The following is a 25,522-nucleotide window of genomic DNA, read 5'->3' on the forward strand; positions in this document are numbered from 1 at the left end:
CTTATCTATAACTCCTTGATACAAGGATTTAATTATTTAATCGATTATGGCATTATCACTTTCTGCTGAACAAAAAAACTTGAAAAACCTCTTCTTCAATGAAGACAGGTATATTATCCCAGAATATCAACGTCCTTATTCATGGGACTATGATACTTGTTTCCAAATGTATTCTGATATCACTTCAGCATATGTGGAAAATGCGGATTATTTTATGGGAAATATTATACTTGCACGTAGTAAAGAGGATGATGAAAGTAAACCTGAAGTAGTAGATGGACAACAGCGTTTGCTTACAATTTGGCTTTGGCTGAAGGCCATGTCTCTTTTGATGCCATCATTTAATAAATTAAAAACTGCAACTGAAATTGAGCTTTGGAATGATGCCAATGAGATTGTCCCCAAAGTCAAATCCAAAGTGTTTGAAACAGATGACGAAACTTACATTCAAGAAATATGGCGTCTAAATGATAGTGGCATTGAGAAGTACTTAATAGCCCGTGTAAACAAAAAAGGAGAAGTAGATTTAAAGAAATGCCAGAACAATCTGTCCTATAGTTTCTTGAATATTTATAGTTGGCTAAAAGAGTTCTATTCTCGTCTTACATCAGATGAAAAAAATAAATTTGTGAATTATTTTATTAATCAAGTTTATCTGTTACCTATTGAACTGAAAGCTCAAGGTATGTCGGAAGCCATAGATAAAGCTTTGAAAATATTTGAAACAATCAATAATAGAGGGCAAAATTTGGAAAATGCCGATATCTTCAAATCCACTTTATATGCAAAAGCTAAAAGTGTGAATAGAGGAAAAGAATTCATCGAAATGTGGATTAATATTCGCTCCGATTGCAATAGGCTCAACATATCTATTGATGATTTATTCAGATATTATTCTCATATAATCAGAGGTAAGAATGGAATTATTTCCACAGAAAAGAATCTGAGAGAGTTTTTTGTGAGTGAAGAAATTTCCCCTTTGAAACACAATGATTTCGAAAGTGTTGTTAGTGACCTAAATCATATTATCAACATACTCACGAATATCAATGTCTTGAAACAAGATACCCGCGAGATTTCGTTTTGGCTAAACATTATGAGTGCCTATACGAATATCAATCCTTGGTATGCCATCGTAACAAAAATGTATGTTACTGATGAATTGGATGATCTAGTGCCATTTATGAAAGATATGGTTCGCTTCTGTTACTCTTACGGTTCATCACGTTCCATCAGATTTGCGATTTATGATATAATCAACGATGTTGTAAATGGCGGAAACTGGAAAAATAAATATGTTCAAACAGTTGAGAATACAGATTTGTCATCTTTAGGTAGGCTAAAAAAAGGATATGCACTTTTATCCTATTATTTGAGTAACCAAGAAGTGTGTGCAAATGGATATAAATTTGAAACCATAGTAAAACTTGCTCAGGTGAAATCAGCCCATTTGATTACAGAAGAAACATTGGCTTCTTTAGGCAACTACGTGGTATTGCCTAAGGCGGGTGCCATACAAAGTAATTCTTATTTTAATCTATATCATTCAAATAAGAGACAACCGATTATGGATGAAATAGTAATTGCAAAAGAAATTTCTGAACGAGAGAATTATATTAAGACTTTATTACAATCGTTCTTCAATAATAAACAATAAACTAATGAATCATTTTAAAATAAATCATTTTAAGCCATTTAGGAATGCTGGGATTGATTTAACACTTGACAGCAAGCACCTTTTGCTGTTGGGTGAAAATGGTTCTGGGAAGACATCAATCTGTGAAGCTTTGGAACTTTTCTTTTACTACGATAAGATACTTGATATTCCAACACACTTGATCGGAGAAGCACGCAATGCTGAAATTCGTACTAAACTCAATAAATATCGTAATGCAAAGGAATTGAGTATTCCGATTGAGATAGAAGTAGATGGCTACAATTTACATGTTGCAGATGATTATCGACCATCTGTCAATGCTTTCTTTATAGGAGCAAAGGAATTGCGGCAGAATCAAGATTTATCATTAGATAGAATATTATCGACGATTCGATTTCCGCAAATAGCAATCGACTATTTAAGTTTGTATTGGGATTCAACTTTTACTGATGATATTAATAGGATCTTGAAAGAAGAATTTTATGATGATATTGAAATAGAAATAGAACAAGGTAATGGACATAAATTCAAATTGAAAGCAACCAAACGAGGACTGGAAACTTCAGAAAAAGTTTATGATAACTTCAATGAAGCAGCTGTTCATCTGATTGTGTTGATTATACTTTTAAGAATAGTCGAGCTAAATAAAGAGAGTGGTAAAATCAACCTCTTGGTGCTAGATGATATTATTACAAGTCTTGACGCAAGCAATAGAGGATTGATAATTAAATATATAATCAAACACTTTGATGGCTTTCAAAAAATTGTATTGACGCATAACATCAGTTTCTTCAATTTGTTTATTTACATGAAGAATACGTATGTTTCTTCTGATGGTAATGGTCAAGAATGGATAGAAGAGACTTTATATATTCAGAAAGAAACTTCTATGTTATCTAAATACAAGCATGAACAAACCGCCGAAGATTTGACAAAAGAACGCGATAATGGAAATACTAATTTAAATGATCTCGGTAATAAGATTCGTCAACGGTTTGAATCTTTACTTTATGAAATTGCTCGTTTGGCTCAATTCGGAAATTTTTATGAAACTTCACAAATTCTTGATAGTCTATTTAAACTAAAACCCCAAGAATTTTATGTATGCTTTAAAAATGGGAAATTAAATAATACCTATACATTGCTTAATGAAATACGTAATGCTCTTAATTCAGGAATTAATTATCGCTTAGAAGAACGATTACTAAATAAATTCAATGAATATGATCAGAGTAACAATTTAAATTGGTTGAAAGAGACTGTGACGGATATGAAAATGCTTCAAAAAGTAGTACTCCATCAATTGTCTCACACACAACAAGGTCATCCTCACTTTCAATCAGCAGAAATTGATACTGCTTTGTACTTACTGAAGAAAATGGAAGATTTTGTTGCAAAAGGCAGAGAAATGAATGGTGGAGGTAATGTGTATGTAATTTAACTATTTGTACATTGAATTGCTAAATATGAGATAGTTAACAAAAAATTTACACTGCCTTTAATTTTCATTAAAACACACATTGTTTAATAACTCAATTTGAAACTGCTATCTTTACTTCATTTGAACAAGGTAAGTTCATATTGGAAAAGCTTCGATACTACATAATTGCAAAACTATGAAATAGAAAACGACCTTTATGTGGGATCTTGAAAAAAGGAATTCGCAAAACCCTGAAATTCAAGAAACTAAAAGCATAGTTCGACACCCTCAGGGTGTACAAGGTAAATTTAAACTTTTATTAGTTTGTAAAAAAAGCACTGATTCTTAATGAATTAGTGCTTTTTATTTATTGCAGTTATTGTTCACTTCTTAAATTTAGGTGTAAATGTGCGACCTACTTTGCGACCATTAAAAAAAATCGTGCAACCACTTTTTAATTCCAGTTTATCATGCATCTTTGCATCATAAGGATTTTAAATATGAAATCTGGAGCGAAACGGTGAAGTTGGGTGGTTTCTAAACCATTACCTATTCTGATTTTGAAGCTATTTAATTAGCTGATATTCAGAAAACTACTTATTAAGAACAATACCTTGAAGGTACTTCTCATTGTCTCAAAGTTTACGTTACAAAATTAGTTTACTTTGAGCTATAAGAGGTTATATACAATAACGCAAATGGTAGACAAATAAAGACTTATAGTCTTGTCGCATTTTCATGACAGGTAATGACTTGGTAATTGAACATTGTCCTACCTTTGTCTATTGATGGCTTTTGCCGTCACAAAAGAAAAGCCAAACAAAGGACTTAACAACACATTATCAATCGGTTGTCCTCATCTGGCTCTTACTTGCTTTTTTATCAGACTTTTATTCTAAACAATCCATAATCGTGTTATTTACCTTTACGTATTAATACCTCATCACCCCGCAAAACTCCACAATCGTCATCTTCCCCACTAACACTAACGCCTCTTCATAGGCAATCTCATCTTTGCCGAGATGTCCGGCAAGCGTGCCGACCTTGCCACAAATTTGGAAACAGATCAGGACGGACATTGCGATGTGGTTTATAGAGGTTTGGGCTGTACATTCAACGACTTCGGTCAGGTGGAGCATTCGGATAAATAAGACGGGGAAACGGAGGGGACAGCGAAGACAGGATATGACAGTTCTTTGTTGCATGAAATCGATGTATGACTGGCGGTCGTGGATGATTACTTCTTTGATGAATTTCTGGTGCTTCTTGGGTAAGGTGCACCAAACGGTGAAGGCTATTTTGTAGATCTTTTCATGGAAATGGCTACGGCCTTCTTTCGACATTTTGTCAAGGCTCCGGTTAAAGACTCTTGCGTCCGGCACTTTCCCATTGGGGAATAATGCTTCTAATTTGTTTTGCTTCTTCATGGGTATATCTGATAGGCGTTGAATAATTAATTGAGAGAAAATCAAAATAGCAATTTAGAGGTACAGACTTAAAATCCTGCTGATTAAAAACTCTGCACCTCTACATACTGCCTTTTCAAGTGTTTAACTCTTTAAGTAAAAACTTTCCGGGCTTGAACTTGACACTCGTACGTGCTGGTATTGCACAAGAAATCCCTGTACGAGGATTACGACCGGAACGCTCTTTCTGTACCCAAGGGGCAAAAGTCCCGAAACCTTGAAGCATAACAGGACTATCCTGTTTCATTGCTTCTGTCAATACATCCTGAAAGGAATTCAAAAATTCTCGTGACTGGCATTGCGTAATATGCATTTTTGCAGCCAATTTACTTACCAAATTTGCTTTATTCATAATTATCAATCTATTATAATTTAACTTTTAACAATATAAATCCTCGATGTCAATCCATCTTTTTATCTTCTATTTTTCTCGGACACAACGTACTGGATATTCATTTGCTCCTGGGTTAGAACTAGTCCCACTTGTATTTAATACACCATTTGTAAAATAAACTACAGTTCGTACTGAATAATAGGGAAGTCCAACCGAACTACTCCAATATGGAACATCTGCATTAAAACCATCGCCAAATGTATATGTTGCCGGATCATTGTCTGTTGCATCTAAATTATTTCCTCTACATTTATCCCATATAGCGTATAGCTCAATTATTGTCGGCACACGCCAACCCTCTCCTTTATCTTTACAAATTTGTATTGGAATACCGGTAATGTATTGTTTGATAATCGAGCTTTGCTTTGCCTCAACCTCAATAGTATAAGGAGAATCTACTGTATATTTCTCTGAATTTCCTTTGTAATCCCCACCATATGGACCTTTATCTTCACAATTTCCACTATCATAATTAAACGGGAAAGCTCGTACTTTAGAATAATTTGTTTCCTTATAGTTTTTATAAGCATCGGCAAGAACCTGATCAATAGTTATCGTATTCAACCCACTGGTTTGTTTTACCGTAACTGTATCTGAATGATTACCATCTGTTACCGTTATGATAAAATCAGCCGAACGTGCTCCTCCTTCATTTGCCAGTGCATTGAATTTTATAGATTGAGAAGCGTTTGACACATCACCACTAGTTGATTCTGCTGTTATTGCAGCGTCCCCGTCTTCCGATTTTATTAATTCCCAGGATAATCCAGGAGTACCCGTTATTGTCGCTTCGGCAGAAGATATCGTATTCGGTAATTCTATCGTTCGCGGTTCCACATTGAATACCGAAGCTTTCTGAGTAACCGCAGTTTCTTTTTCAATATTTCCTGCTTTTACCAAAATATCTCCTTTACGCACTTCCTTATTCTTGTTTACGCTATTTGTTTTATATTCAATAGCCTGCCGACTTCCTGTTGTTGTTCCCGTAGTACCATTGGTAAATTCGAGCCAATCGGGACAAACGATATTATAACTCAAACCTTTGGTTCCTGTAAATCCTAATGTGGTTGTAGTACCGACCGTCGGTTCCAATGGAGTCGAGTTATCTTCTACTGTTAGCGACGAAGCCCCCTGCTGCACAGCTATCGTTCCTGTCGGCCCCTCGCTTTCGTCTCCTACCCGTACAGCTACTGTTCCACTGCGCACACTGGAGTTCGGATTTACAGGAACATTAAACGTTACATTTTGGGATTCACCCGTTGTCGTACCTGTCGTTTGACCGGTCAAACCTATCCACTTATTTTCTTCCGACACTGCCACTTGCCACGATAAACCTGCCGTAGCACTAAACGATGAGGTAATGTTACTTGCTTCTTCGGCTGTCACCGTGACCGCAACGGATGGACAAGTCACTTTAGATGCTGCCTGCGAAACAGCGATTACATTGGTTAAACCGGTATAGCTCAAATTTCCGACCGATTCCCCTCCTTCCACCGTTATAGTTACGGGACGTTCCTTTGCATACGGGTTACTGGCCATAGCTCTCACTATCAGATTCTGTTTTTCACCGGTGGCTGCATTACCGCTGGTTGCCGGATTAGTCTCCGCCCAACCCAACCAACTACCATCCGACAGGACAGCACGCCACGGCAAACCTTTCGTTGCCGTAAAAGTAGAACTGCCCTCCGAACCGGAAGCCGCACCAAGAGAAATTGTACTACCTGCCTTCAAAGTGGAGCCATCCTGCACGATCTCTATCGTTTGTTCTTCACCCGTTATTGTAAGCGGAAAAGAAAAAGACCGGGTTTCTGCTTTGGGATTGGCTGTTTCCGCCTTGAACAGTAGTTGGGCAGGACCCTGGTAGCTTATGCTACTCTCCGGGATTGCCTGGTCTTTACCGTTTATCAAGGCCGACAGCCAACCCGGCAAACGTATTACCCATCCCTGCCCCGGACGGGCTGTGATCTGCAACTCTTTTTCACCACCTATCCCCGCAGGCATATTGCCCGGATCGACCTCCACCGGAGGAATCGTACCCACCGTGATACGTTCGTCGGTAATATCTATACCGGCCAGTGTGACATTCATCGTATAATGGGAGTTACGTTCGATATCGTAATTATTCATACCGCTGCCCGGATAAAAACGGATACTGACATTCTCATAAGTCACTCCGGACTGTACCGCCCCGCCTTTCAGTTCTATATAGGTGACATCCGTCACTCCCTGACCCGTTTTCTTCTTCTCCGATTCCACGGCATTCTCACCGTTTACCGTACCTGCCATATTCTCAGGCAGGTACCAATACATCGTTGCACCGTCCCTACTGGCGGTACCGCTATAGGTTTTATAAGTCACATCTGTTGTCAACTGACCGGTCGGGACTTCAATCCGATATCTGTCCGGTACGGAGTTCAAGGTCACCGACGTCGGAGTAAACGAAAAGTCCGTTCCCCCGATCAGATAGGCAAACGAGATCTTCGCTACTAACCGCGTCAAATCGACATTGATACTCTCCACTCCCCCTTCACTAATAACACCGTCCCATATCCCCGTCATTCCGCACAATTGGTTTGACGGCAAACCTACATCACTGGAAGAATACGTCAGTACATGTTTCTTCAAAGCCGCCTCGGTATCGATCTTTTTCAGGTCACCGCCATTCACCACAAACCAGACATGGTGCTTCTTTCCGCCGCTGTCCTTCAGACGGACATCGACCTTACCACCGATTATCGTGGGAAAATACTGGTTGAAGATCCAATTGCCATCCGCATCATACTGCCCGATCCACAGTTGAGCGATCCGGCTTTCCTCCCCTTCGGGCAACTGGTCGGCTGCCTTGGTCCTAACCGTGTCTTTCGGATTTGTCGGAATAGAGTCCGTTTCGATCGTACCGTCGGCTGTAAACGCAATACTGCGCGTCTGTGAATCCCGGTTCGCCAGCACATTCAGATGAAATGTCGCCTGAACTTCTTTGCCTCCTTGAGGCAACTGCGGTTCGTCCACCACTTCCGTCTGCGTGCAACCCGGCAAAAGATGGAAGACCGTCCAGAGAAACAGGCAAAACCCAAGTCCGTTCCTTATTTCACTTATCTGTTTCATTGTCGTATTTTTCTTATATTATTCTCCTCCCCCGACTTCCCCGTTTCCGCTCCAGACGATATCCTTCCAACTTGCCACAGTCATCACGATACCAATCCCCTGATGGATATCAGGATCGGGATAGGGTTCGTCGGGACCTCCTACATTTCCATCGGAAAAAGGGACGGCATTCCATGCCAATACTCTCAGATTCAAACGGCTTTCGTTATTTTTCACTTCCAGGGTGAATACATACCGTTTGCCTGCATCGAAAGTGATCCGTTTATCGATAGTTGCTTTCAGGGTGGCTGTCTCGTTATTCTTTTGTACACCGATCTCCACCTCGAAAGGCAGATTGTTTTTGGGAAGGATAACACCCTTTATCTTATTCAAACCCATATCGTCCGGATCGGAACCTTCTTCCACCGGGACAAATTCGTCGCTACCGAATGTCACTTCCGTCTCCACACCACTTTCACCGCCGGTCGGAGAGATTCCCGTATCGGCACCGACGATCAGGTTCGCACCGGAAGAAGATATATGGGTCAATACTAACTTTGTTCCAAAGAGTTCATCAAACGGAAGCGCATTGTCCGGTGAAGGGGCAACATTGAACACCAGAAGTGCACATTGCCTACGGAAGGTTTCCAGTTTCACTACGCGCGAAGTACGGGAGATCGTGACCTCGCGGACAAAAGAGGTCATGATGTCTTCCTTATGGGGAAGGACGGCTATCATATAGCGATTATCGGCATCCGTCACCGGCTTTCGGGCAGGAGAAACGGCATAAAAGTCATAGACACCTCCCCTTACTACCAGTTCTCCGGCATTTTCAGGAAGTTCCGTTCCGCTATCATCCACCACACAGGGAGATAAAGAACCGTCCGCTTTCACCACATAGGTCACTTCAAACGAAGGGGTAGCCGTCGCGAAAGGAACCGGTACAGTCGGTTCACCCACCTCTCCCCTCAGATAGCCGCAGATACGCACGGTCGCTCCTGCGGGTAACAAGGCAGGCTCCGGGGGCGGTGTCACCGTTTCACCTGCACGCGTCAGGACAACCGGGATACCCAGGTCGGGCTTCCCGAAACGGATCGCCACCAACTGCGCCGTTTCCGGCAGTTCCTCCACCGGACCGGCTGTGCAACCGATCAGTAATCCACAAAACAGTAACCCTATCAGATAGATCAAATATCGTTTCATGTTATAATGTTTTATGTATGTTCCATTATTCTACCGGTATATCATATTCACCGCCATCATTCCAGCCTGCCACCTGTATATCTGTCAGTTCGATACCCTGTGCCTGCATACGGATATTGTAGATATAATTATATCCCTTTTCCCATTTGGCCGTAAACGTGCCGGGAGTAGTTCCGCTACTTTCGGACGGTTTCATCGTAAATACACGACCGTCATCCAGCGTCAGTTCCAATGTGACACCCGCACCCGTCACAGGAATAACCAACCCGAATGCCTGGACAGGCGTTTTACGGGTCTCTTCCGTTCCTGCCACACTCCCGATACCACGCATATCGCCACCTGCCATAAACACCAGTTGATCGACTGCCGTCAGCGTACCTTCCAAGCCACCCGTCGAAAGGTTCAGTTTCGCGGAGGTTGACTTTTTAAAGCCTACGCTACTTTTCAATACCACCTTCTCTATCAGGCAACCGGCAAAAGCCGAACCTTCTTCCGAGACCCGGAAGCTCACTTTCGACAGCGCATGCTGCAGAAGAAGCGAAACCTCCGGATGCCAGCGGTCTACCTGCTCTGCCGCCATGCAGTAGAGGTAATCCTCCTGGTCGGTTTCCCATTGCACATCGGTTGTGGCATCCACAGGCTGACCGCCGTCATAGAAGTAAAACTTCTGCTTGTCCAGTACCTTGACACCGCTCATCAACGGCACTTTCGGAGTTCCCGAAAGCGACACGCTTTTCTCCGACGGGGCATAAGCGTAAACACTCCCTTTTTCCGTATACAGGTAAAGCAGCTCTTCTCCTTCCGCCAACTCCCAGGCAGGCGGTGCAGCCACAATGTTATATGTAAATAACTGCCCCCGGACACTGCTTTCGTAGAAACTGACCGTACCGCTGCTGTTTTGTTTGGTGGCGCATACACCGACAGAGGTGAGCGGGTTCGGATTCTTGTCTTCCTCTCCCGGACCGCCCGTAACGGTACTTCGCGATTCCACTTCCAATGACAAGCCCAGGTCCCTGATACCTAGAGGTACGCCCTCCTCCGTATCACCGCCACCGGGGTCGGGCGAAACAATATCCGCCTTGGTACAACCGATACACAGCAACAAGAGTATAGCCGGTAATATGTATAAGCTCTGTTTCATGGGCTTTGTCTTTTATATAAGTTAGTTACAACGGTATTTCTTCCTGTTCACTATCAGCCCAGGCTTCTACCGTTACATCCATTATCGTCAGCTTGTTACGTCCGGCTGAAAACGTATAGATGTAATTGCTTCCGGCGTCCCAATTGTTTCCGGGCAAGGTGATCGGATAAACGACTGCCGTTTTCGACCCTTCCTTTAACGTGATCTCCACATCGATTTCGTTGTCTCCAAAACTGGCAACCGGATAAATAATCGCGCTGACAGCTTTGGAGACCAATACACCTTTTACAGTAGACGAACCGCTTCCGGCAGCAATGAATGCATGTTCTCCTTCAGTCCCTCCTTCTTCTATCTGTCTCATCAATACATAATTAGTTATCGTGCGTGCCATGCCGGTAGTGGTGGATGTTTCCGTGATCGTTCCGTCTGTCAGTGCCATCTTTCCGTTCCCTACTTTAAACAGGTCCGTACCGCCGGTATGGTTCTTTACCTCAAACTTTGTAAAGCTCACATCATTATCGCTTAGGTGCCCACCATCGTACACGCGGAAAGAGATCATCGCCATGCCATGATACATATCCAGGTTGATCTTATAACCGGGGTTATCCGTATTATTATTATCCGGATCAGCATCCGGAATAACAGGAGTTTGTCCGTCCGCACGTCCATTGTTGACATAACGGCCTGCTGTTGCGGAAAAATACAGGTAATCTTTCTCGGTCGACAACGACAAGTTTTCCGGTGTTTTATTATTTACCTGTGACCACTTATCTCCCTCCCAATGTCTTTTTGCATTGTTTGCTGTGGCATTTATCTCACCGTCGGCCAGGACCGTTACAGGAATTTTAAGGTCGGATTCACTAGTGACGGCAGTAAGAGTTTTAGTCAGGTTTGCATCATAAGGATAATAGGCATACACCTTTCCGACCGTTTTGGTCAGATAATAAGGAGCTTCTTTCGTTGATTTATAGGTATCATTCTTTTCCTTAATCGAAATCCAGTTCGCTCCTTTTTCATCACCCATATACCAGACATGATGACCGGTATATTCTGTCCCGTCAGGCGTATACCAACCGGTTACACTGCTGTTAGTTACCAACACACCCAATCCGGGCACATAATCGGCATTGGCGTATTGGGCTACAGGATAGGTGATCGCTTCACCGCTTACCACCGATTTCGTTGCCGCCTTGGTTCCCGCATCCACTTTCAGGTTGGGAGTGATACCCAAAGGTACCTGACCGTCATTACCGGATTCAGGGTCGATTTCTGTTTCTGTTTCTGAACAGCTAGTCGCTGCCGCGAGGGCTATCAACATAACCCACATTGTCTTAGTTGTTTTCATTTTCGTTTGTTTTAAAGTTGTCATATTATATTGGCATATCATCCTGCTCATGATCCGTCCAGGCTTCCACACTGACAGAGGTTGTTTGTATTTTACTCTTATCTGTAAAGAATAGCGTTACAACATGGCTTTTGCCTGTCTGAAAGCCACCTTCTATATGGAAAGAGACTTCCGAAACTGTTTCATGTTCGGTTCCCCTGCCGTCTTTCGTTGTTGTTATCCGAAGGTGTAACGGGTGTTTTGCTGTTCCGTCAATCGGAGATATTGGTAGCAGGAGATATCCTTGTGGTTCGGGAAGGTCTTCGCCGACTGTTACCTCCGGGACTGGCAAGTTTACTATATCCTGTACCGGGATATTCTTTATTGCATCACCCGATGATATATCATCCAAACGGGGCGTTTCCTGTTCCAAATCCAGTGTCTGCCATGTATGTACATCTATCGCTTCAATTGTTTTTATCGTTCCCCAACCTTCGGAACGGTCACTGTAACAAACCAAACGAACCTGTGTCAGTAAATGACGGAACGTACAGGTTTGTATCGGGGCATATCCGCTACCCGTCAGGATTCCAGTTGACATGATATCCGTTGTACCATCTACTATAAAGGTTACTTTGCCCATTCCTGCAACGGCTTCCGCTTCACCCTTTGCCGGATAATAGCCGTGCAAGCGGATACGACGACCGTCCTCCGGGTATGACTGGGACTGGGCAAACACGATCGGACGGTTCCCCTTCCCTCCTCTTCGTACCGCTTCATATATGCTCCACGTGCCATAAATTTCTGTCGGGACAGTCGTTTCCTCCTGACGGGCAAAGCAAACCTCTAAATCCTTTTCATAGCCGGAACCGATCACTCCACGTGTTGATTGTCCGATCGCTCCTTCCAGGCACACCGCTGTTTCCGGTACTGGCTCCGGAGTAGGATTGCTGTCTGAACAGGCGGCGAGGCCCGGAAGGATAGCGATGGATATGAATGCTGTTACTATGAAGTTGTTCATGACTTTACGGTTACTTTCCGGGAGTTATTATTGTACTGCCATTATTACCCGGTTGCCACTGGGAGATACCGGTTTCTACCGCTATTTTGCCGTCTTCCGTAAAGGTGAGTGTGATTAAGTGAGAATAACCCGCTTTCACACCTTCGCTGATATTGGAGACGGTAACATCCAATGTTTTGGGATTTCCGTCATAAGTTCCTTTCACTTCTAAACTGACAGGCAAATCTTCTGTTCCCATATTCGCTGTCGGGTAAAGCAACAGATAGCCGGTCGATGGTTTTTCGGCATCCAAAGCAGAAACTGTAGACGGACAGTTTTTAACCGTTAGCGTTTGGTCGGCTGTTCCTGTTGCTGTCAGTTGAGCCCCCTTGGCTTTATCGAGCGATAGTTTCAATCCCGTTGCTACATTCTCCACTTTAATGGAAGTGATAGCCGTCCATTTTTCGATCGCTCCGGCAGAACCTGTACACTTGAACTGCAATTGGGTAAGCAGATGGCTGAAGGTGAAAGTCTCGAACTTATTCACCAGCGAACCGGTCTGAACTCCTGTTGCCATTATATCATCCTCACCCGTGATAGTGTAAGTGACACTGACCGGGTTGGCGGTTCCTCCGTTCAATGCCTTACGGGGATAGTAACCGATCAGGACAGACTCGCCTTCTTCCGTCAGATAGGTTTGTTCCGGGTCGAAGGTGAGAACCGTGTTACCTGTACCTCCTGTACGAACCGCATCGATAACCGGGGTATTCCATTGAGCACCCGTTGTTCCGGGATTATCCAGACGGGCGAACGAAACTTCCAGGTCATTCGTATAACCGCCGCTGATTACCGCACGGGTAGCCTCGGCTATTCCGGCATTCACCTCTATCGATTCCGCCGTCCCACTCGTCACTGGTTCTTCCATGTTCGTGCAACCACTTAAGAAAGAGGCTATTAACAGACTCATAATCAATAATTTTTCTGTTTTCATTTTATTCCAGTGTTTTATTGTTATTATTGCTATCATTTTCATTTCGTTTCAGGGAGTTACCACACCCGAACCGTCACTGCCCGGTTTCCAGTTGGTCAGCGTAATCGTCAAACCGCTTATTTCATCATAGCGGATAACCAGGTCCAGTATCACATGTGTCGTGACAGTTGCGGTAAACGCATCTTTTACTTCTTCCGTTATATCCGTGGATGAAGTGATTTCCTTTCCGTCCGGCAGGGTCATTGTAAGGGAAAGGTCGACAGGGTTTTCGCCTTCCTCACCCGGGGATAACCCGAACAGGTTAAGGGAAGAGGTATAAACGCCCGGACTGATCTCTTCCGGCTCGAACGTCATGAAAGCAGGCGTATCGAACAGCGGTTTGCCGGAAGGTATATGAACCCGTGATGAAACACCGGTCAACCTTCCGGACAATACCGCTGCAGCGACATCCCCCTTATCCCCTCCTGTGACCTTTATATTCATTTCCAATGTACACACAAGGTTTGCCGGAGATAATTCCTTTGCTACCGTTTCACCTCCGACCACCTCGATCTGTTCCAGACCTGTACCGTACAAGCTACCCGGACAGGCGATCTGTACGGAGCTTGATTTTAACGAAGAGAGTTGTTTCGCCCTTCCGCAGGCTTCCTCATACCCCTTCTCCATTTCAAGCGTGACACCCGTACAACCTGTATTGCAGACTGCAACCCGGTAACGCCCTAAAGGCAACGTACCCTCATATCCCGAAGCATCTCCCGTACGCATTAGCGGACTTTCCGAATCTTCCGGATAGAAATACCAGGTCATATTATCCGGGCAACTACTGTTTGACTTTCGAAGCAGCAAACGTACTTTTCCATTCTTTTCCCAATCCTCGTCAGTCATACGGTAGGCACAGGACGATACCGCCATAATCCATGCAGCACTGATCGCCCAAATGGCAACCTGCATCATCCTATATCCTTTATATCTTATACCTCTTTTATATCTTTCCATATCCTTATCCCCTTTATCTGATTTGAAAACGATATGATAAACTAACCTTTAAACCGACCATAAACCCCGTCGATGCAAAACGGGTTTCCAGATAATTACGGTTATCCAATGGATCATAACGGTATTTCTTTCCACTGAAAACTGAGCGATAACCGACACGGACACGCATGTCTATTCCAAAACCACCAACCAGAGAGAAGCGATACCCCATCGACAGACCTGCCGACCAAAAACAGCCCGTTCGTCCGTAAAGCTGATCTTCCGACAGGTCGATCGCACTCCCACGCACATCGAAATCTCCGTATTCGGTAAACAAGCCGGTATTCAATCCGGTAAATCTTCCTAAAGAGGATAGCCAGATAGTAGGTTCGAGGGATATTTCAGAGACAGCCCAGCGATCGCGCGTCTTGTCTTTATAGGCAAAGTCGGAATACATGCCCGACAAGGCAACCGACCAACGACCGGCAAAACAGCACTCCACTTCCAGGTTCGGCATAAATGCGCCCGTTTCTATTTTCGTTTCACCGGTTCCTAAACGGATCGATGGTACTACACCACACCAGGGAAGAAGGTATGTTTTCACGGCCAGATATACAGGGTTTTGATGCATCGGAGTTTCATTCATCCCCACTGTTTCAGCTGGCTGTTTTTTACGGTCTTTTTCCGTCTGTACTTTATTCTCCGCCTGTAATCCAGTTTCTGCGAGAGCAACTGTTTTCTCTTTATGTTTTGTCACCACCCGTACTGTTTCCCTGGTTGTTACGGTGGTCGCTAAAGCGATGTCCGGCTCTTCTGTCCGTTTATTATGGCGTACCGTATCCGTTACGGAAGCCAGACGGTAATCTTCCAGTTCCGTACGGTCGAAAAGAGGATCGTCGATACGGTACACTTCACGGTCGTAACCTCCTGCCTCGCCACGACGGTACAGGTCTACATAAGGGACTGCACCATATTCACCGATGGCAGTCTTTACCGCTACCGGGTAACGGCTTTCACTGTAATGGATCGAGATATTTGCAAACCAAGGAAGTGGTTTATAAACCTTATAGACATGTATCTGATCGCGATAGTTTCCGCTACGGTCGATATAAAAGGCAACGCAATCATGGGGTATATCGAAACGGGTTTTCAGGTAGGCACGGATACGACCCGCACGCAGTGAGGCTTCGTTCACAACCTCTTCATCTTCGTATTCATAGGCATTCACATGCGAAACGATCAACAAATGGCAGTCACCTTTCAGGATTTGGTCGCGGGACATGTCGAGTAAACTGCCCATCCGTTCCAGTTGATAGGCGTTGTCTCCGTAATCGGCAAGGAACAAATCATTGTCCTGACGGAAAGAAAAGAGGAACGATTCAGCCTTGTAATAGGTTATAGTCTGGGCATCCGCTCCCAGCCTCAAAAGGAAGTTGAGCAGTAACAGGAAAATTATTCTTACCTGTATTTTCCGGTGTGGACCTTTTATCCTATACATATTAATATATAATACCAGTTTGTTCAATATTGAACTGTGACTATGATTATCACTAACTACCTGTAAATGTCCACCTTATTTATATAATAAGGGTAGAGGGTGAAAAAAGCCCTCTCCGAAAGTGTCCGTTTAGGGAGTTTTGGAGATAAAAAATGAAGGATTGATGTCTTTTTGAGTCGTTTGAGAGGTAGAAACGGTACTGCGGAAATAGCAGTTTTCTCTTAACAGATTTAAAAACGATGGCAGTCCGGGCCTGTTCTATACCATCTTGTAATGAAAATCATATTCTATGGCTAAAAAATAGGTTAACTTGTGAAATTTAGCAAAATAAATATGCTTTTTTTAAGAAAACACCCTACACTCCTTGGTTTTTCACTTTTTTCTTCTTACGTTTGCCACGTACTTCATTACAATTCAGGTTTTTTATTATTTATAAGACACTGATTGTAAGAAAGAAAGAGGATGTTTCCCCTTATTATATAAATAAGGTTTACCCCACCCGCAAACAGCTGCCGATCGCTTCGGAAACCTGACGGTTTGCTTCGGTTATTTCCGATACATCAAACTTCTGCAAATAGATACGGGTCGTTTTTTCCGACGTATGCCCCAGTGCCTGGCTAATTACGCCGATAGCGACATGCAGGCGATACGCCTCCGAAGCCCAGGCATGACGGAACGAATAGGTCGTCAACGTCTCCGGTAAATCCAGCATCACACTGATCTCTTTCAGGTAACGGTTTTCCGTCGCCAGACAGCTTTTATACTGTTCGTGGGTCGCATCTTCCGGCAATACAGGGAAAAGGTAACGCCTCTCTTTATTTTTATACCGGTCGATCAGCATCTGCATCCCCGAAGTCACTTCCATCTGGATAAAGGCTCCCGTCTTCTGCCGGTGGTATTGCAATACCGTACCGTTCTCCACTAAATTCTCACCCGTCAGATGCACGATATCCACAAAAGGAATACCGCAAGCCATAAACGAAAACAGTGCCAGATCTATAGCAAGCTGTTTCTCCGGCTCACTTTTCAGATCCAGAGCGGCTATTTCCTTTATCACTTCCACCGGCACAGCCCGCTTGTGCGTCTCTTCCCGTCTGAGGTGAATCCCCGCAAAAGGCGACTCTCCCGCTTTCTCCCGGCACTCCCGGCGGGCTCGGTTATACATCGCCCGAAGGTTGCTCATGTAACTGTTCACCGTATTCACACGCAGCCCTTTTTCACGCAACCATTTCAGAAACGCCTCAACCAAAGCCGATGTCACTTCTTTCAGACACAATTCCTTACCACCCGAGAAACACATAAAATGATTACGCACTGCCCGATACAGGTCAGCCGTACTTTCATCGCCACAAGAGCGTTTATCCTCTTCCTGCAACAGCATCTGTCTATAAAAATCTCTTTTCTTCATACTCTTCCTCTATTTTATTCGGATTAATCAAAAAGATAAAGATAAACATTCATAGCTTTCAGAATGTTCGATTTTTACTGATCAGGCTAACAACGGTTTTCACTCAAATCGCTGTTCCGAAAGAAAAGACCACCTTATCACCCTGTTTTCCTCTTTTCATAACCCCTCCTTTCGGAAATCATTGCAATGATTCTTCCCTATCATCACAATGTCCCGACAGAGTTATCACAATGACTTCACGCACTCATCACAATGAAGGGAGACAATCATTGTGATGAAAATTTTAACACTACAAGATATTGGGAAATTATCTTTGGGATTATACTCTAAAACCAGGTTTACGTGTCTTTCTGAAAGCTAGAAGCTCTTTCTGAACAGTTCATTTTCATTTGACAGATTGCAGCAGATTTTGCTTTTTCCCTATCACTAGCCCTGAAATCATCACGATGATTGTTTTATTGTCTTATCTAATTTCTTTTCTATCTCCTACAAAAATCTTTATGATAAACCTCAACCTCTGCTAAGGCCTCCAAAGAGCATTTCTCGCCTACCCTTCTCCATGCAAAGCAAGAAAATGAAGGGATAATTATCAAAATGACAATCTGTAATGATTAGATAAACCGTTAGGACGTGAGATTACTTTAAATTATCTTTGTAGCCATAATCAAAAATAAAAATTCAGACATGATAAAACCTCTTACCTCGTTAAGGTTTATATTTGCATTGATGGTATTTGCCGCACATTGTTATGTGATCGATCCTCATTTCTCCCATTTTTTATATAAAGAAGGGTTTGTCGGGGTAAGTTTTTTCTTTGTATTGAGTGGTTTTATCATCGCATATAATTATCAAAGAAAATTTGAATCTAAAAGTATATCGCGTCGTGAGTTTTGGATAGCCCGCTTCGCACGAGTTTATCCATTGCATATCGCCACTCTTATGTTGTATCCTCTGGTCGGAGGGGCTCTATTGGCTATGAACTGGGACACGGTTTTAAAATTAGTGTCACAATTATTTTTGGTTCACCCGTTTATTCCGCAGACGGACTACTTCTTTGCTTTCAACTCCCCCTCCTGGAGTTTGGGGTGTGAGCAACTGTTCTATTTTTTGTTTCCATTTTTAGCTCTATGGCTAAGCGATACCCGTAAGTTGTTTTGGACACTGATTGCAACAGGTTTAATAGTCGCCTGTGGTATGTATTTTACTCCTGAAGAACAGATACGGGCTTATTGGTATGTGAATCCATTGACTCGACTACCGGATTTCCTGGTGGGTATGTTGCTATTCGAGCTTTATAACAAAAGTACCGGTAATTGGAGTGTAAACCGGGCTACATGGTTTGAAATCGGAGCGGTAGCATTATTCATTGCGTTTTATTATTGTGGTTCGGCCGGTGTACTACCTAAAGTATATCGGTATTCGGTATATTATTGGCTACCTGTCTCTTTGCTTCTTTACGTCTTTGCAATAAACAAAGGGATGATTTCTCGTTTTTTGAGTAATAAATATCTTGTAATTGGTGGCGACATAAGTTACGCTATGTACCTTATCCACCTGTTTATTATAGAATTATACAAAAGCACCGGATGGAATTATCCGTGGCAAATAGTAATTCCAATATTACTCTTGATTACCATCTGTTGCAGCTTACTGTCGTACCGCTATTTTGAAAAACCGGTGAATAAGTATATTCGGAAGCATTTAAAATAAACAACTCCGCAGAAAGTAAAAAAGAGCAGAAGATATCTAAAAATACGCCCCTGATAAGGCAATTATATAAATCAAGGTAACCATCATAAAGAATAATATATGAGAAACAAAAAAGTACTATTATTTCTCGCACAAGGATTTGAAGAATACGAAGCGAGTGTATTTACAGATGTTTTTGGATGGAGCAGAGCGTTTGGTATTGAACCTGTTGATTTGATAACTACGGGACTTAGATCTGAGATTAAATGTAAATGGAATTTTATTGTTCACCCTGAGATTGAATTTAAGGAAATCAATATTGAAGACTATGACGCACTAGCAATTCCTGGTGGGTTTAAAGATTCAGGATATTATGAAGATGCCTTTGACCAACAGTTTCTCCACTTGATACGTGAGTTTGATAAATATAAAAAAGTAATTGCTGCTGTGTGTGCTGCCGCAATACCTGTGGGACAATCTGGTGTTTTAAAGGGTAGAAACGCAACCACATACGATTTATCCGACATATATGGTAGAGAATATCTTGCAGATTTGGGTGTAAATGTTCAAGATAAACACATAGTGATTGATAATAATATCATAACATCGACAGGACCAGCAACAGGTTTAGATGTTTCGTTTAAATTGCTGGAAATGCTAACTTCGACTGAAAATGTAGATGAAGTAAAGAAATATATGAGGTTTACTAACAAAGAATAAAGACCTGCCAACAGAGAAACGAGTATGACTATAATTTTAAATTAGACATCTGGTCGAATGATTATTTCGTTCGACTGTTGGTGTAAAATGAATTGCTTCGTAAAGAGGTTGAGTTTTTGGAACCCTTTATTTTGAGGACAATCCTTTCAACTTACAAAAATAAGGTTGTCCCAACCAAACCTTTCCATCACCTACGGCTACAAACCGTAATTTAGCACGTGTCAAAGCCACATTCAGCAAATTGGGTTTGGATGAAGCCCAGGCAGCAGCGCCTTTTGTCTTTTCATCAAGTCCCAGACATAAAATGACACCTGCAGCCTGTTTTCCCTGGAAAGTATGGACCGTTCCGATATGAGCATCCAGCCATTTCTTTAGTTCATCATCTCCGATCGGTTTAAAGGGGGCAAGTGCTTGCTTTATCGGTTGACGCAATTCTTTTTTCAGGACAGATGGTATTTCCGAAAATGGAGAGATGACAAACAAATCCGGTAAATCCTGTAATTGACGGATCTCATCCATAATCATCAGCTTGATGACAGTTCCTTGCTCTGGTACATAATGACGACCACGCACCTGACCCTCAACCTGTACAAATCCGTTCTGCATAATCAAACCAGACGAACCTCCCTGAGTCGAATTATACATCATATTATTATATGCGATCTCATTAGCAATGGAAAACATCGGATCGATACAACGGCGGTGAACCCGTAAGGGTGAACCGGTCCAGGTATCATTAGTAATCCAGCCATACGGATTCGCCCGGTCAGCCATCGACTGAACGGAAAGTGAAGTATGTATCTGCGTCTTATCCAGTCCAAAATAACGGCTAAAATTATTGATAATCTGCTCCGGTATTGTTACGACAGGCTCTATCTGGAAAGGGTCACCTACAATAACGGCCCGTTTCGAACGCCAGATAGCTCCGGCTGCCGCCTGTGGAACGGCCTGTCCTGCCTCATCTACAAATAACCACGGAATAGAAGCCGCACCCAACGTACTGAACATACGCTGGATAGATGCAAAAGTAGAAGAGACGACAGGAACAACCAACCAAAACGTATTCCACATCGCCTGTATCTCCTTCACGGTAAGGTCGCCACCCGTTTTCAGGTAATTGAAGAAACCATCCAATGTAGTTTTTATCCGACTCGATGTTGCATTTGCCCGGAGTATAAACAGCTCGTTCACATTCATCGCTTCGATGAACAATTCGGATTGCAACTGCTTCAGTTTCTGCGAATACCAGGGAGAGGTTTCTTGTGTTTCCTTCGATTCGATTTGTTTCCAAAACATAGCATCAGCGTAGGCTCCTTCTAACTCCTGACGAGCTTTTTCAGTAGAATCCACCAGCTGAATATATAATGTATTTACCTTATCATAATCCTTTTTACTCTTCTCTTGTCTCTTTTTCAGCTTCTCTATTTCTGAATAAAGTTCCTGTAACCGAGCTTTCTGCTCTGAAATAGTCTCTGTCTGCTTATTGTATTCCGACAAAACAGAAGCCACAGCCTTTTTATATTGAGTTCGTACTTCCTTGCTGAACCAATATGTAAAAAATCCGGGACGAGTAGACTGCAACAGTTGCATTTCACTCTTTATTTCTTCCCTTCTTCGCGTACCTTCTTCTATTTCAGCAGACAACAGAGCAGATGTGTTTTCCTGCTTATTAAATTCTTCCTTATCAAAGGTCAAACGGTTCTCTGCATCTTCACGCTGAATACGAATCTTTTCTCTGCTTTCCTCGTCTTTCATAAAACCGGTCAGACGGGATTTCTCTTCCCCAACTTCATGAAGCTTCTTTTTAAAAGACGATACAACATCAAGCCACTCTTCTTCTGTGGGTTTATAATCGGCTAACTGTTGCTTTAGCGTATAGGTTTCCTTCTCCGAATTCCCATTCCAGATGCTACCAATCAGTTTTCGTTGATTTTCTTTATTTCCTAATACAGCAGCGATTATTCCCCAATATTGTTCATCCAGACATTCCTCACTAACCTGCCGAAATATCCAACCTGATCAGAATAACCTTTTACTTCTCCTTTTAAGGGTAGTTCTTTCGAGATATTTTCTACCGCTCCATTATTCGAAGATGCAACAACGATACCTCCATCACTGATGGAAGGATCCGGTGCATAAATAAACGGAGTATATTTATCACTGACCTGTACCTCACCTATTTTACGGAAAGCCTTTGCCGGATCAGTAAAACCAACCATCTTTTTAGCACGCTTCACCAGAATTGCAGCAATAATATCCCTTAGCAAGGTTGTCTTTCCTGTTCCGGGAGGTCCGTTTACAGAAAATAGTCCCTCTTGTTTCTCGTCGGCCAACTCTTTATTGACAGTATTTACAGCAAACTGTTGCATCAAACTTGCCCCATAAGGAGACGGCCAACAACCATCCGGGTAATTTTCCGGAATCAGACTTTCTTTCAGAATCTCAGGATGCAGGGATAGGTCCGAATGAGCGAAATCTTCATTCAAACAGGCACTCAAATAATTCTTAAATGCTGTATTATAACCTTCTTTTTCATAAGAAGCAATTATCCGCTCCAAATCGTCGATATAGAAACTGTTCAATATATCAGCATTCGATTCATCCGGATCTGAAGGGTTATTTTTCTTGAAAACTTCTTCTGTACGAATGTATATATCCGTTTCAGGAGAAGTACTCCACTTCAGTTTCCGTATGATTAATGATTGAATTTCTTGTAGATTTTCGAGTGTCTGGGTATCTGACAAATAACTCAGAAAGTCTTCAACCAGTTCTTTCCGGTTCTCGGTTAATTGCTCAAACATATTAGATTTTAACTGATTAAAATCCTCCGACCAGGTATCGGTTTCCACCTTATCTTCTTCCAACTGTTTCAATGCCCAAGGCATCGTAGAAAGGCCAAATGTATTTTGTATGTATATACCCTGACAATCCAGTTTAAAAGAAGCATAACAAACCTTGGCATTAACCGGATTCGGATTGACGCTTTCATCCTTAAAGAATTCTTTTACAAAATCGGAAACAGATGTCAGAGAAAAGACACCCAGATAAATAGTGTATTGAATCGTCTTTCTCGGATCTTTTGCTTCCAACGGACGCATCCATGGAAGCTCCTCCCCCAAACGTTTTACACTATTATCTTTCGGAAGAAGAGCCGGAGAAAAATGTTCCAGTTTGTGCCAACAGGAAAGTATATGTTTATAATCTGGCATTGTATTATTTGTTAGCTGTTTCAATTAACCACCAACAAAATTACTAAATCATTTTAAATACAATGCATAGAGGTTTATACAATATCAGAATTTCTTTATTCCATTCTGGCTTTTACCTTTCCCCAGGCATGCGTATCGAACAAACAGCTACTTCGCATCGTATCGTACATTTCCCTGAAACGTGACATCGGTATCATAAAACTTAAAATATCCGGTTCAAAATAAGGACGCACGGAAGGGTCGAAGAATCCGATAAAAGTGCGCTTTCCCCCTCTCGCATTCTCAATAACAGCTTGTGTGACTACAGAGCAACAACCAGAGCCAAATAAAGAAGTAACGGCATCCTGTGAATTATTATCGAAAAATGCCCAGGTAGCCAAGCCGGAAAGCATATCGGGTGTTGCCAGAAACAGAACTCCTTCGAGATTATCGAAATTCTCTACTTTATCCATTCGGGCAAAATTCAGATAATCCATCTTTGCTCTCGGAACTTGCAATTCCTCCAAGAACTCAGAAACACCTTCAGGGGTTTGTTTGTATTTTTCTTTTAAAGACACAAATCCGGGAATCCGTTCGGGCATCTCAGTAAAACCGGTATAGAATTTTCCACCGCCACAACCGATATTTTCCACACTCAAAGTAACCGTTTGCCCATCCCTGACATCCTTCATACATTTGAATAAACATCCTCCGATTTTATCAACAGAGTTTACCGGTTGCTCTGAATACCAAAAGACGATTGGAAGATCCACTTTTTCACCAAATGCTTCACGATAATTATTGAGAAATACCTTTATGTCCATGATCAGATTACTTATTGGTTTTGTCAAATATACGAAAAAATCAATTCTATAATAGAGTATCTTTGTTTTTCCTTAAGAATAAAATTTAAGATTCTCACAGATAATCACATTATATAGAATATATAGTATATTTGAGCAATCATTACAATATAAATCAAAAGCCATGTATGAACTTCTACAAGCAGGAGAACAAAGCTACTATATAAACTCACCGGCAAAGATCGGTATCTATCGGCAAAACGATACGGATATTTATCTAATCGATAGCGGAAACGATAAAGAAGCGGCCAAGAAAATCATTAAGATTGCTGCTGCACAAAACTGGAAAATAAAAGGGATTATCAATACCCATTCCAATGCAGATCATATTGGAGGAAATGCTTATTTACAAACACAAATCGGCTGTCCGGTTTTTGCAAACGGGATGGAAGCAGCTTTTACACAATACCCCATATTGGAACCATCATTCTTATATGGAGGATATCCTAGCAAAGAATTACGGAATAAATTCCTGTTAGCGAAAGAAAGCCAAACGTTGCCTTTTGCCGATAAGGATTTCCCCCGTGAACTGGAGATCATTCCCCTACCCGGCCATTTTTTGGATATGGTAGGTTTTCGTACTCCTGATGATACCGTTTTCCTGGCAGATTGCATCAGTAGTGAATCAACTCTGAATAAATACCAGGTCTCTTTCATTTACGATGTTGCCCGTTACCTGGAAACACTGGATTTTGTTGAAAAGATGCAGGCTGCACGATTTATTCCTTCGCATGCAGAAATGACAACTGACATAAAAGAACTGGTATCTGTCAACCGAAATAAGATTTACGAGATAGCCGACACCTTGCTCGAAATCTGTTCCATCCCTCAAAATAGCGAAAACATTCTTCAGATGCTTTTCGACAAATACGGATTATCGATGAACTTTGAACAATACGTACTGGTAGGCAGCACGATCCGCTCCTATCTTTCCTGGCTCAAAGATCTGGGCAAATTATCCGTCAGTTTTGAGTACAATATGCTTCAATGGAAAAGCATTCATTCACCCCATTAAATACAACCTCATGAAAATTATATCTGTAAAAGAAAATCCGGCCTACAAAGACATAGCGATCAACTATCTGCAAAGTAAATGGCCTTCTGTATATCCTATCATGTATGAGGATAGCATCAATCATTGTATAGATTCTCCGAGTTCTTTTCCACAGTGGTATTTGTTGGAGAAAGGTGATCAGATCATCGGCTGTGCTGGACTGATCACGAACGATTTTATCAGCCGGATGGACTTGTATCCATGGGTTTGCGCTGTGTATATAGACGAAACTCATCGAGGAAATTTTTACAGCAGCCTTTTATTGGAGAAAGCCAAAGAAGATACGGTTAAAGCTGGTTTCAACAAATTATACCTCAGCACCGAACATATAGGCTTCTATGAAAAGCTGGGATTCAAATATATAGGACAAGGATACCATCCCTGGGAAGACGAATCACGGATATACGAAATAGAAATAAAAGTATAATTTCTTCGAATAACAGAGAT

At 42.2% G+C, this 25,522-nt stretch carries 20 protein-coding genes; 6 read left to right on the forward strand and 14 right to left on the reverse strand.

The window, feature by feature from the left end; genetic code table 11:
• Positions 1-46 precede the first annotated feature (46 nt).
• Both DWW23_RS15270 and DWW23_RS15275 read left to right on the forward strand, forming a co-directional pair.
• On the forward strand, positions 47-1,657 hold the full coding sequence (locus DWW23_RS15270; protein WP_122354135.1) for a DUF262 domain-containing protein: 1,611 nt from the start codon (positions 47-49) through the stop codon (positions 1,655-1,657).
• Positions 1,658-1,661: 4 nt separating this feature from the next.
• Complete coding sequence (locus DWW23_RS15275; protein ID WP_122354136.1) at positions 1,662-3,098, forward strand: hypothetical protein; 1,437 nt, start codon at positions 1,662-1,664, stop codon at positions 3,096-3,098.
• A 911-nt stretch (positions 3,099-4,009) separates the two neighbouring features.
• Here the strand turns inward: DWW23_RS15275 and DWW23_RS15280 are convergent.
• The 11 genes from DWW23_RS15280 to DWW23_RS15330 all read right to left on the reverse strand — a co-directional run bounded on the left by DWW23_RS15280 (position 4,010) and on the right by DWW23_RS15330 (position 17,561).
• Positions 4,010-4,504 carry a hypothetical protein gene (locus DWW23_RS15280; protein WP_122354137.1) on the reverse strand — a complete coding sequence of 165 codons (495 nt, stop codon included), beginning with the start codon at positions 4,502-4,504 and terminating at the stop codon, positions 4,010-4,012.
• Positions 4,505-4,619: 115 nt separating this feature from the next.
• On the reverse strand, positions 4,620-4,895 hold the full coding sequence (locus DWW23_RS15285) for an HU family DNA-binding protein (RefSeq protein WP_122354138.1): 276 nt from the start codon (positions 4,893-4,895) through the stop codon (positions 4,620-4,622).
• Between the two features lie 69 nt (positions 4,896-4,964).
• Positions 4,965-8,042, reverse strand: coding sequence for a BACON domain-containing protein (locus tag DWW23_RS15290; RefSeq protein WP_122354139.1), 3,078 nt, complete (start codon positions 8,040-8,042; stop codon positions 4,965-4,967).
• An 18-nt stretch (positions 8,043-8,060) separates the two neighbouring features.
• Positions 8,061-9,224: a fimbrillin family protein gene (locus tag DWW23_RS15295; protein WP_122354140.1), complete on the reverse strand. Its 1,164-nt coding sequence runs from the start codon at positions 9,222-9,224 to the stop codon at positions 8,061-8,063.
• 25 nt (positions 9,225-9,249) lie between these two features.
• Positions 9,250-10,365, reverse strand: a complete 1,116-nt coding sequence (locus tag DWW23_RS15300; protein ID WP_122354141.1) for a fimbrillin family protein — start codon at positions 10,363-10,365, stop codon at positions 9,250-9,252.
• Between the two features lie 25 nt (positions 10,366-10,390).
• On the reverse strand, positions 10,391-11,710 hold the full coding sequence (locus DWW23_RS15305; protein ID WP_122354142.1) for a fimbrillin family protein: 1,320 nt from the start codon (positions 11,708-11,710) through the stop codon (positions 10,391-10,393).
• A gap of 25 nt (positions 11,711-11,735) precedes the next feature.
• Positions 11,736-12,710 (reverse strand): fimbrillin family protein, encoded by a 975-nt coding sequence (locus DWW23_RS15310; protein WP_122354143.1) that lies wholly within the window; start codon positions 12,708-12,710, stop codon positions 11,736-11,738.
• 10 nt (positions 12,711-12,720) lie between these two features.
• Positions 12,721-13,680, reverse strand: a complete 960-nt coding sequence (locus tag DWW23_RS15315; RefSeq protein ID WP_122354144.1) for a fimbrillin family protein — start codon at positions 13,678-13,680, stop codon at positions 12,721-12,723.
• A gap of 48 nt (positions 13,681-13,728) precedes the next feature.
• Entirely contained in the window at positions 13,729-14,676 is a 948-nt protein-coding gene (locus DWW23_RS15320; protein ID WP_233564350.1) for a DUF5119 domain-containing protein, read from the reverse strand.
• A 13-nt stretch (positions 14,677-14,689) separates the two neighbouring features.
• Positions 14,690-16,153 (reverse strand): DUF3575 domain-containing protein, encoded by a 1,464-nt coding sequence (locus DWW23_RS15325; RefSeq protein ID WP_122354145.1) that lies wholly within the window; start codon positions 16,151-16,153, stop codon positions 14,690-14,692.
• 490 nt (positions 16,154-16,643) lie between these two features.
• Positions 16,644-17,561 (reverse strand): site-specific integrase, encoded by a 918-nt coding sequence (locus tag DWW23_RS15330; RefSeq protein ID WP_122354146.1) that lies wholly within the window; start codon positions 17,559-17,561, stop codon positions 16,644-16,646.
• Between the two features lie 684 nt (positions 17,562-18,245).
• Between DWW23_RS15330 and DWW23_RS15335 the strand changes: the two genes are divergently transcribed.
• Positions 18,246-19,271: an acyltransferase gene (locus tag DWW23_RS15335; RefSeq protein ID WP_122354147.1), complete on the forward strand. Its 1,026-nt coding sequence runs from the start codon at positions 18,246-18,248 to the stop codon at positions 19,269-19,271.
• Between the two features lie 99 nt (positions 19,272-19,370).
• Positions 19,371-19,970 carry a DJ-1/PfpI family protein gene (locus DWW23_RS15340; RefSeq protein WP_122354148.1) on the forward strand — a complete coding sequence of 200 codons (600 nt, stop codon included), beginning with the start codon at positions 19,371-19,373 and terminating at the stop codon, positions 19,968-19,970.
• Between the two features lie 126 nt (positions 19,971-20,096).
• On the opposite strand, the gene DWW23_RS26740 is transcribed toward DWW23_RS15340, so the two are convergent.
• The 3 genes from DWW23_RS26740 to DWW23_RS15350 form a co-directional block, all read right to left on the reverse strand.
• Positions 20,097-21,725 carry a DEAD/DEAH box helicase gene (locus tag DWW23_RS26740; RefSeq protein ID WP_233564351.1) on the reverse strand — a complete coding sequence of 543 codons (1,629 nt, stop codon included), beginning with the start codon at positions 21,723-21,725 and terminating at the stop codon, positions 20,097-20,099.
• A 203-nt stretch (positions 21,726-21,928) separates the two neighbouring features.
• Positions 21,929-23,179: a hypothetical protein gene (locus DWW23_RS26745; RefSeq protein ID WP_233564352.1), complete on the reverse strand. Its 1,251-nt coding sequence runs from the start codon at positions 23,177-23,179 to the stop codon at positions 21,929-21,931.
• Between the two features lie 95 nt (positions 23,180-23,274).
• Positions 23,275-23,982 carry a DUF169 domain-containing protein gene (locus tag DWW23_RS15350; protein WP_122354149.1) on the reverse strand — a complete coding sequence of 236 codons (708 nt, stop codon included), beginning with the start codon at positions 23,980-23,982 and terminating at the stop codon, positions 23,275-23,277.
• A gap of 163 nt (positions 23,983-24,145) precedes the next feature.
• Between DWW23_RS15350 and DWW23_RS15355 the strand changes: the two genes are divergently transcribed.
• Both DWW23_RS15355 and DWW23_RS15360 read left to right on the forward strand, forming a co-directional pair.
• Positions 24,146-25,036: an MBL fold metallo-hydrolase gene (locus DWW23_RS15355; protein ID WP_122354150.1), complete on the forward strand. Its 891-nt coding sequence runs from the start codon at positions 24,146-24,148 to the stop codon at positions 25,034-25,036.
• Positions 25,037-25,046: 10 nt separating this feature from the next.
• The gene (locus tag DWW23_RS15360) at positions 25,047-25,502 is read left to right on the forward strand and encodes a GNAT family N-acetyltransferase (RefSeq protein WP_122354151.1); all 456 of its coding nucleotides are present in this window, start codon (positions 25,047-25,049) and stop codon (positions 25,500-25,502) included.
• Positions 25,503-25,522 lie beyond the last annotated feature (20 nt).

The organism is Parabacteroides sp. AF14-59 (assembly GCF_003479515.1).
Classification (GTDB): Bacteria; Bacteroidota; Bacteroidia; order Bacteroidales; family Tannerellaceae; genus Parabacteroides; species Parabacteroides faecis.

Excerpts from the sequence above, each read along its gene's own strand:
- DWW23_RS15270 (WP_122354135.1), top strand. The coding sequence starts at position 47 with ATGGCATTATCACTTTCTGCTGAACAAAAAAACTTGAAAAACCTCTTC.
- DWW23_RS15275 (WP_122354136.1), top strand. The coding sequence starts at position 1,662 with ATGAATCATTTTAAAATAAATCATTTTAAGCCATTTAGGAATGCTGGG.
- DWW23_RS15280 (WP_122354137.1), bottom strand. The coding sequence starts at position 4,504 with ATGAAGAAGCAAAACAAATTAGAAGCATTATTCCCCAATGGGAAAGTG.
- DWW23_RS15285 (WP_122354138.1), bottom strand. The coding sequence starts at position 4,895 with ATGAATAAAGCAAATTTGGTAAGTAAATTGGCTGCAAAAATGCATATT.
- DWW23_RS15290 (WP_122354139.1), bottom strand. The coding sequence starts at position 8,042 with ATGAAACAGATAAGTGAAATAAGGAACGGACTTGGGTTTTGCCTGTTT.
- DWW23_RS15295 (WP_122354140.1), bottom strand. The coding sequence starts at position 9,224 with ATGAAACGATATTTGATCTATCTGATAGGGTTACTGTTTTGTGGATTA.
- DWW23_RS15300 (WP_122354141.1), bottom strand. The coding sequence starts at position 10,365 with ATGAAACAGAGCTTATACATATTACCGGCTATACTCTTGTTGCTGTGT.
- DWW23_RS15305 (WP_122354142.1), bottom strand. The coding sequence starts at position 11,710 with ATGAAAACAACTAAGACAATGTGGGTTATGTTGATAGCCCTCGCGGCA.
- DWW23_RS15310 (WP_122354143.1), bottom strand. The coding sequence starts at position 12,710 with ATGAACAACTTCATAGTAACAGCATTCATATCCATCGCTATCCTTCCG.
- DWW23_RS15315 (WP_122354144.1), bottom strand. The coding sequence starts at position 13,680 with ATGAAAACAGAAAAATTATTGATTATGAGTCTGTTAATAGCCTCTTTC.
- DWW23_RS15320 (WP_233564350.1), bottom strand. The coding sequence starts at position 14,676 with ATGGAAAGATATAAAAGAGGTATAAGATATAAAGGATATAGGATGATG.
- DWW23_RS15325 (WP_122354145.1), bottom strand. The coding sequence starts at position 16,153 with ATGTATAGGATAAAAGGTCCACACCGGAAAATACAGGTAAGAATAATT.
- DWW23_RS15330 (WP_122354146.1), bottom strand. The coding sequence starts at position 17,561 with ATGAAGAAAAGAGATTTTTATAGACAGATGCTGTTGCAGGAAGAGGAT.
- DWW23_RS15335 (WP_122354147.1), top strand. The coding sequence starts at position 18,246 with ATGATAAAACCTCTTACCTCGTTAAGGTTTATATTTGCATTGATGGTA.
- DWW23_RS15340 (WP_122354148.1), top strand. The coding sequence starts at position 19,371 with ATGAGAAACAAAAAAGTACTATTATTTCTCGCACAAGGATTTGAAGAA.
- DWW23_RS26740 (WP_233564351.1), bottom strand. The coding sequence starts at position 21,725 with ATGAAAGACGAGGAAAGCAGAGAAAAGATTCGTATTCAGCGTGAAGAT.
- DWW23_RS26745 (WP_233564352.1), bottom strand. The coding sequence starts at position 23,179 with ATGCCAGATTATAAACATATACTTTCCTGTTGGCACAAACTGGAACAT.
- DWW23_RS15350 (WP_122354149.1), bottom strand. The coding sequence starts at position 23,982 with ATGGACATAAAGGTATTTCTCAATAATTATCGTGAAGCATTTGGTGAA.
- DWW23_RS15355 (WP_122354150.1), top strand. The coding sequence starts at position 24,146 with ATGTATGAACTTCTACAAGCAGGAGAACAAAGCTACTATATAAACTCA.
- DWW23_RS15360 (WP_122354151.1), top strand. The coding sequence starts at position 25,047 with ATGAAAATTATATCTGTAAAAGAAAATCCGGCCTACAAAGACATAGCG.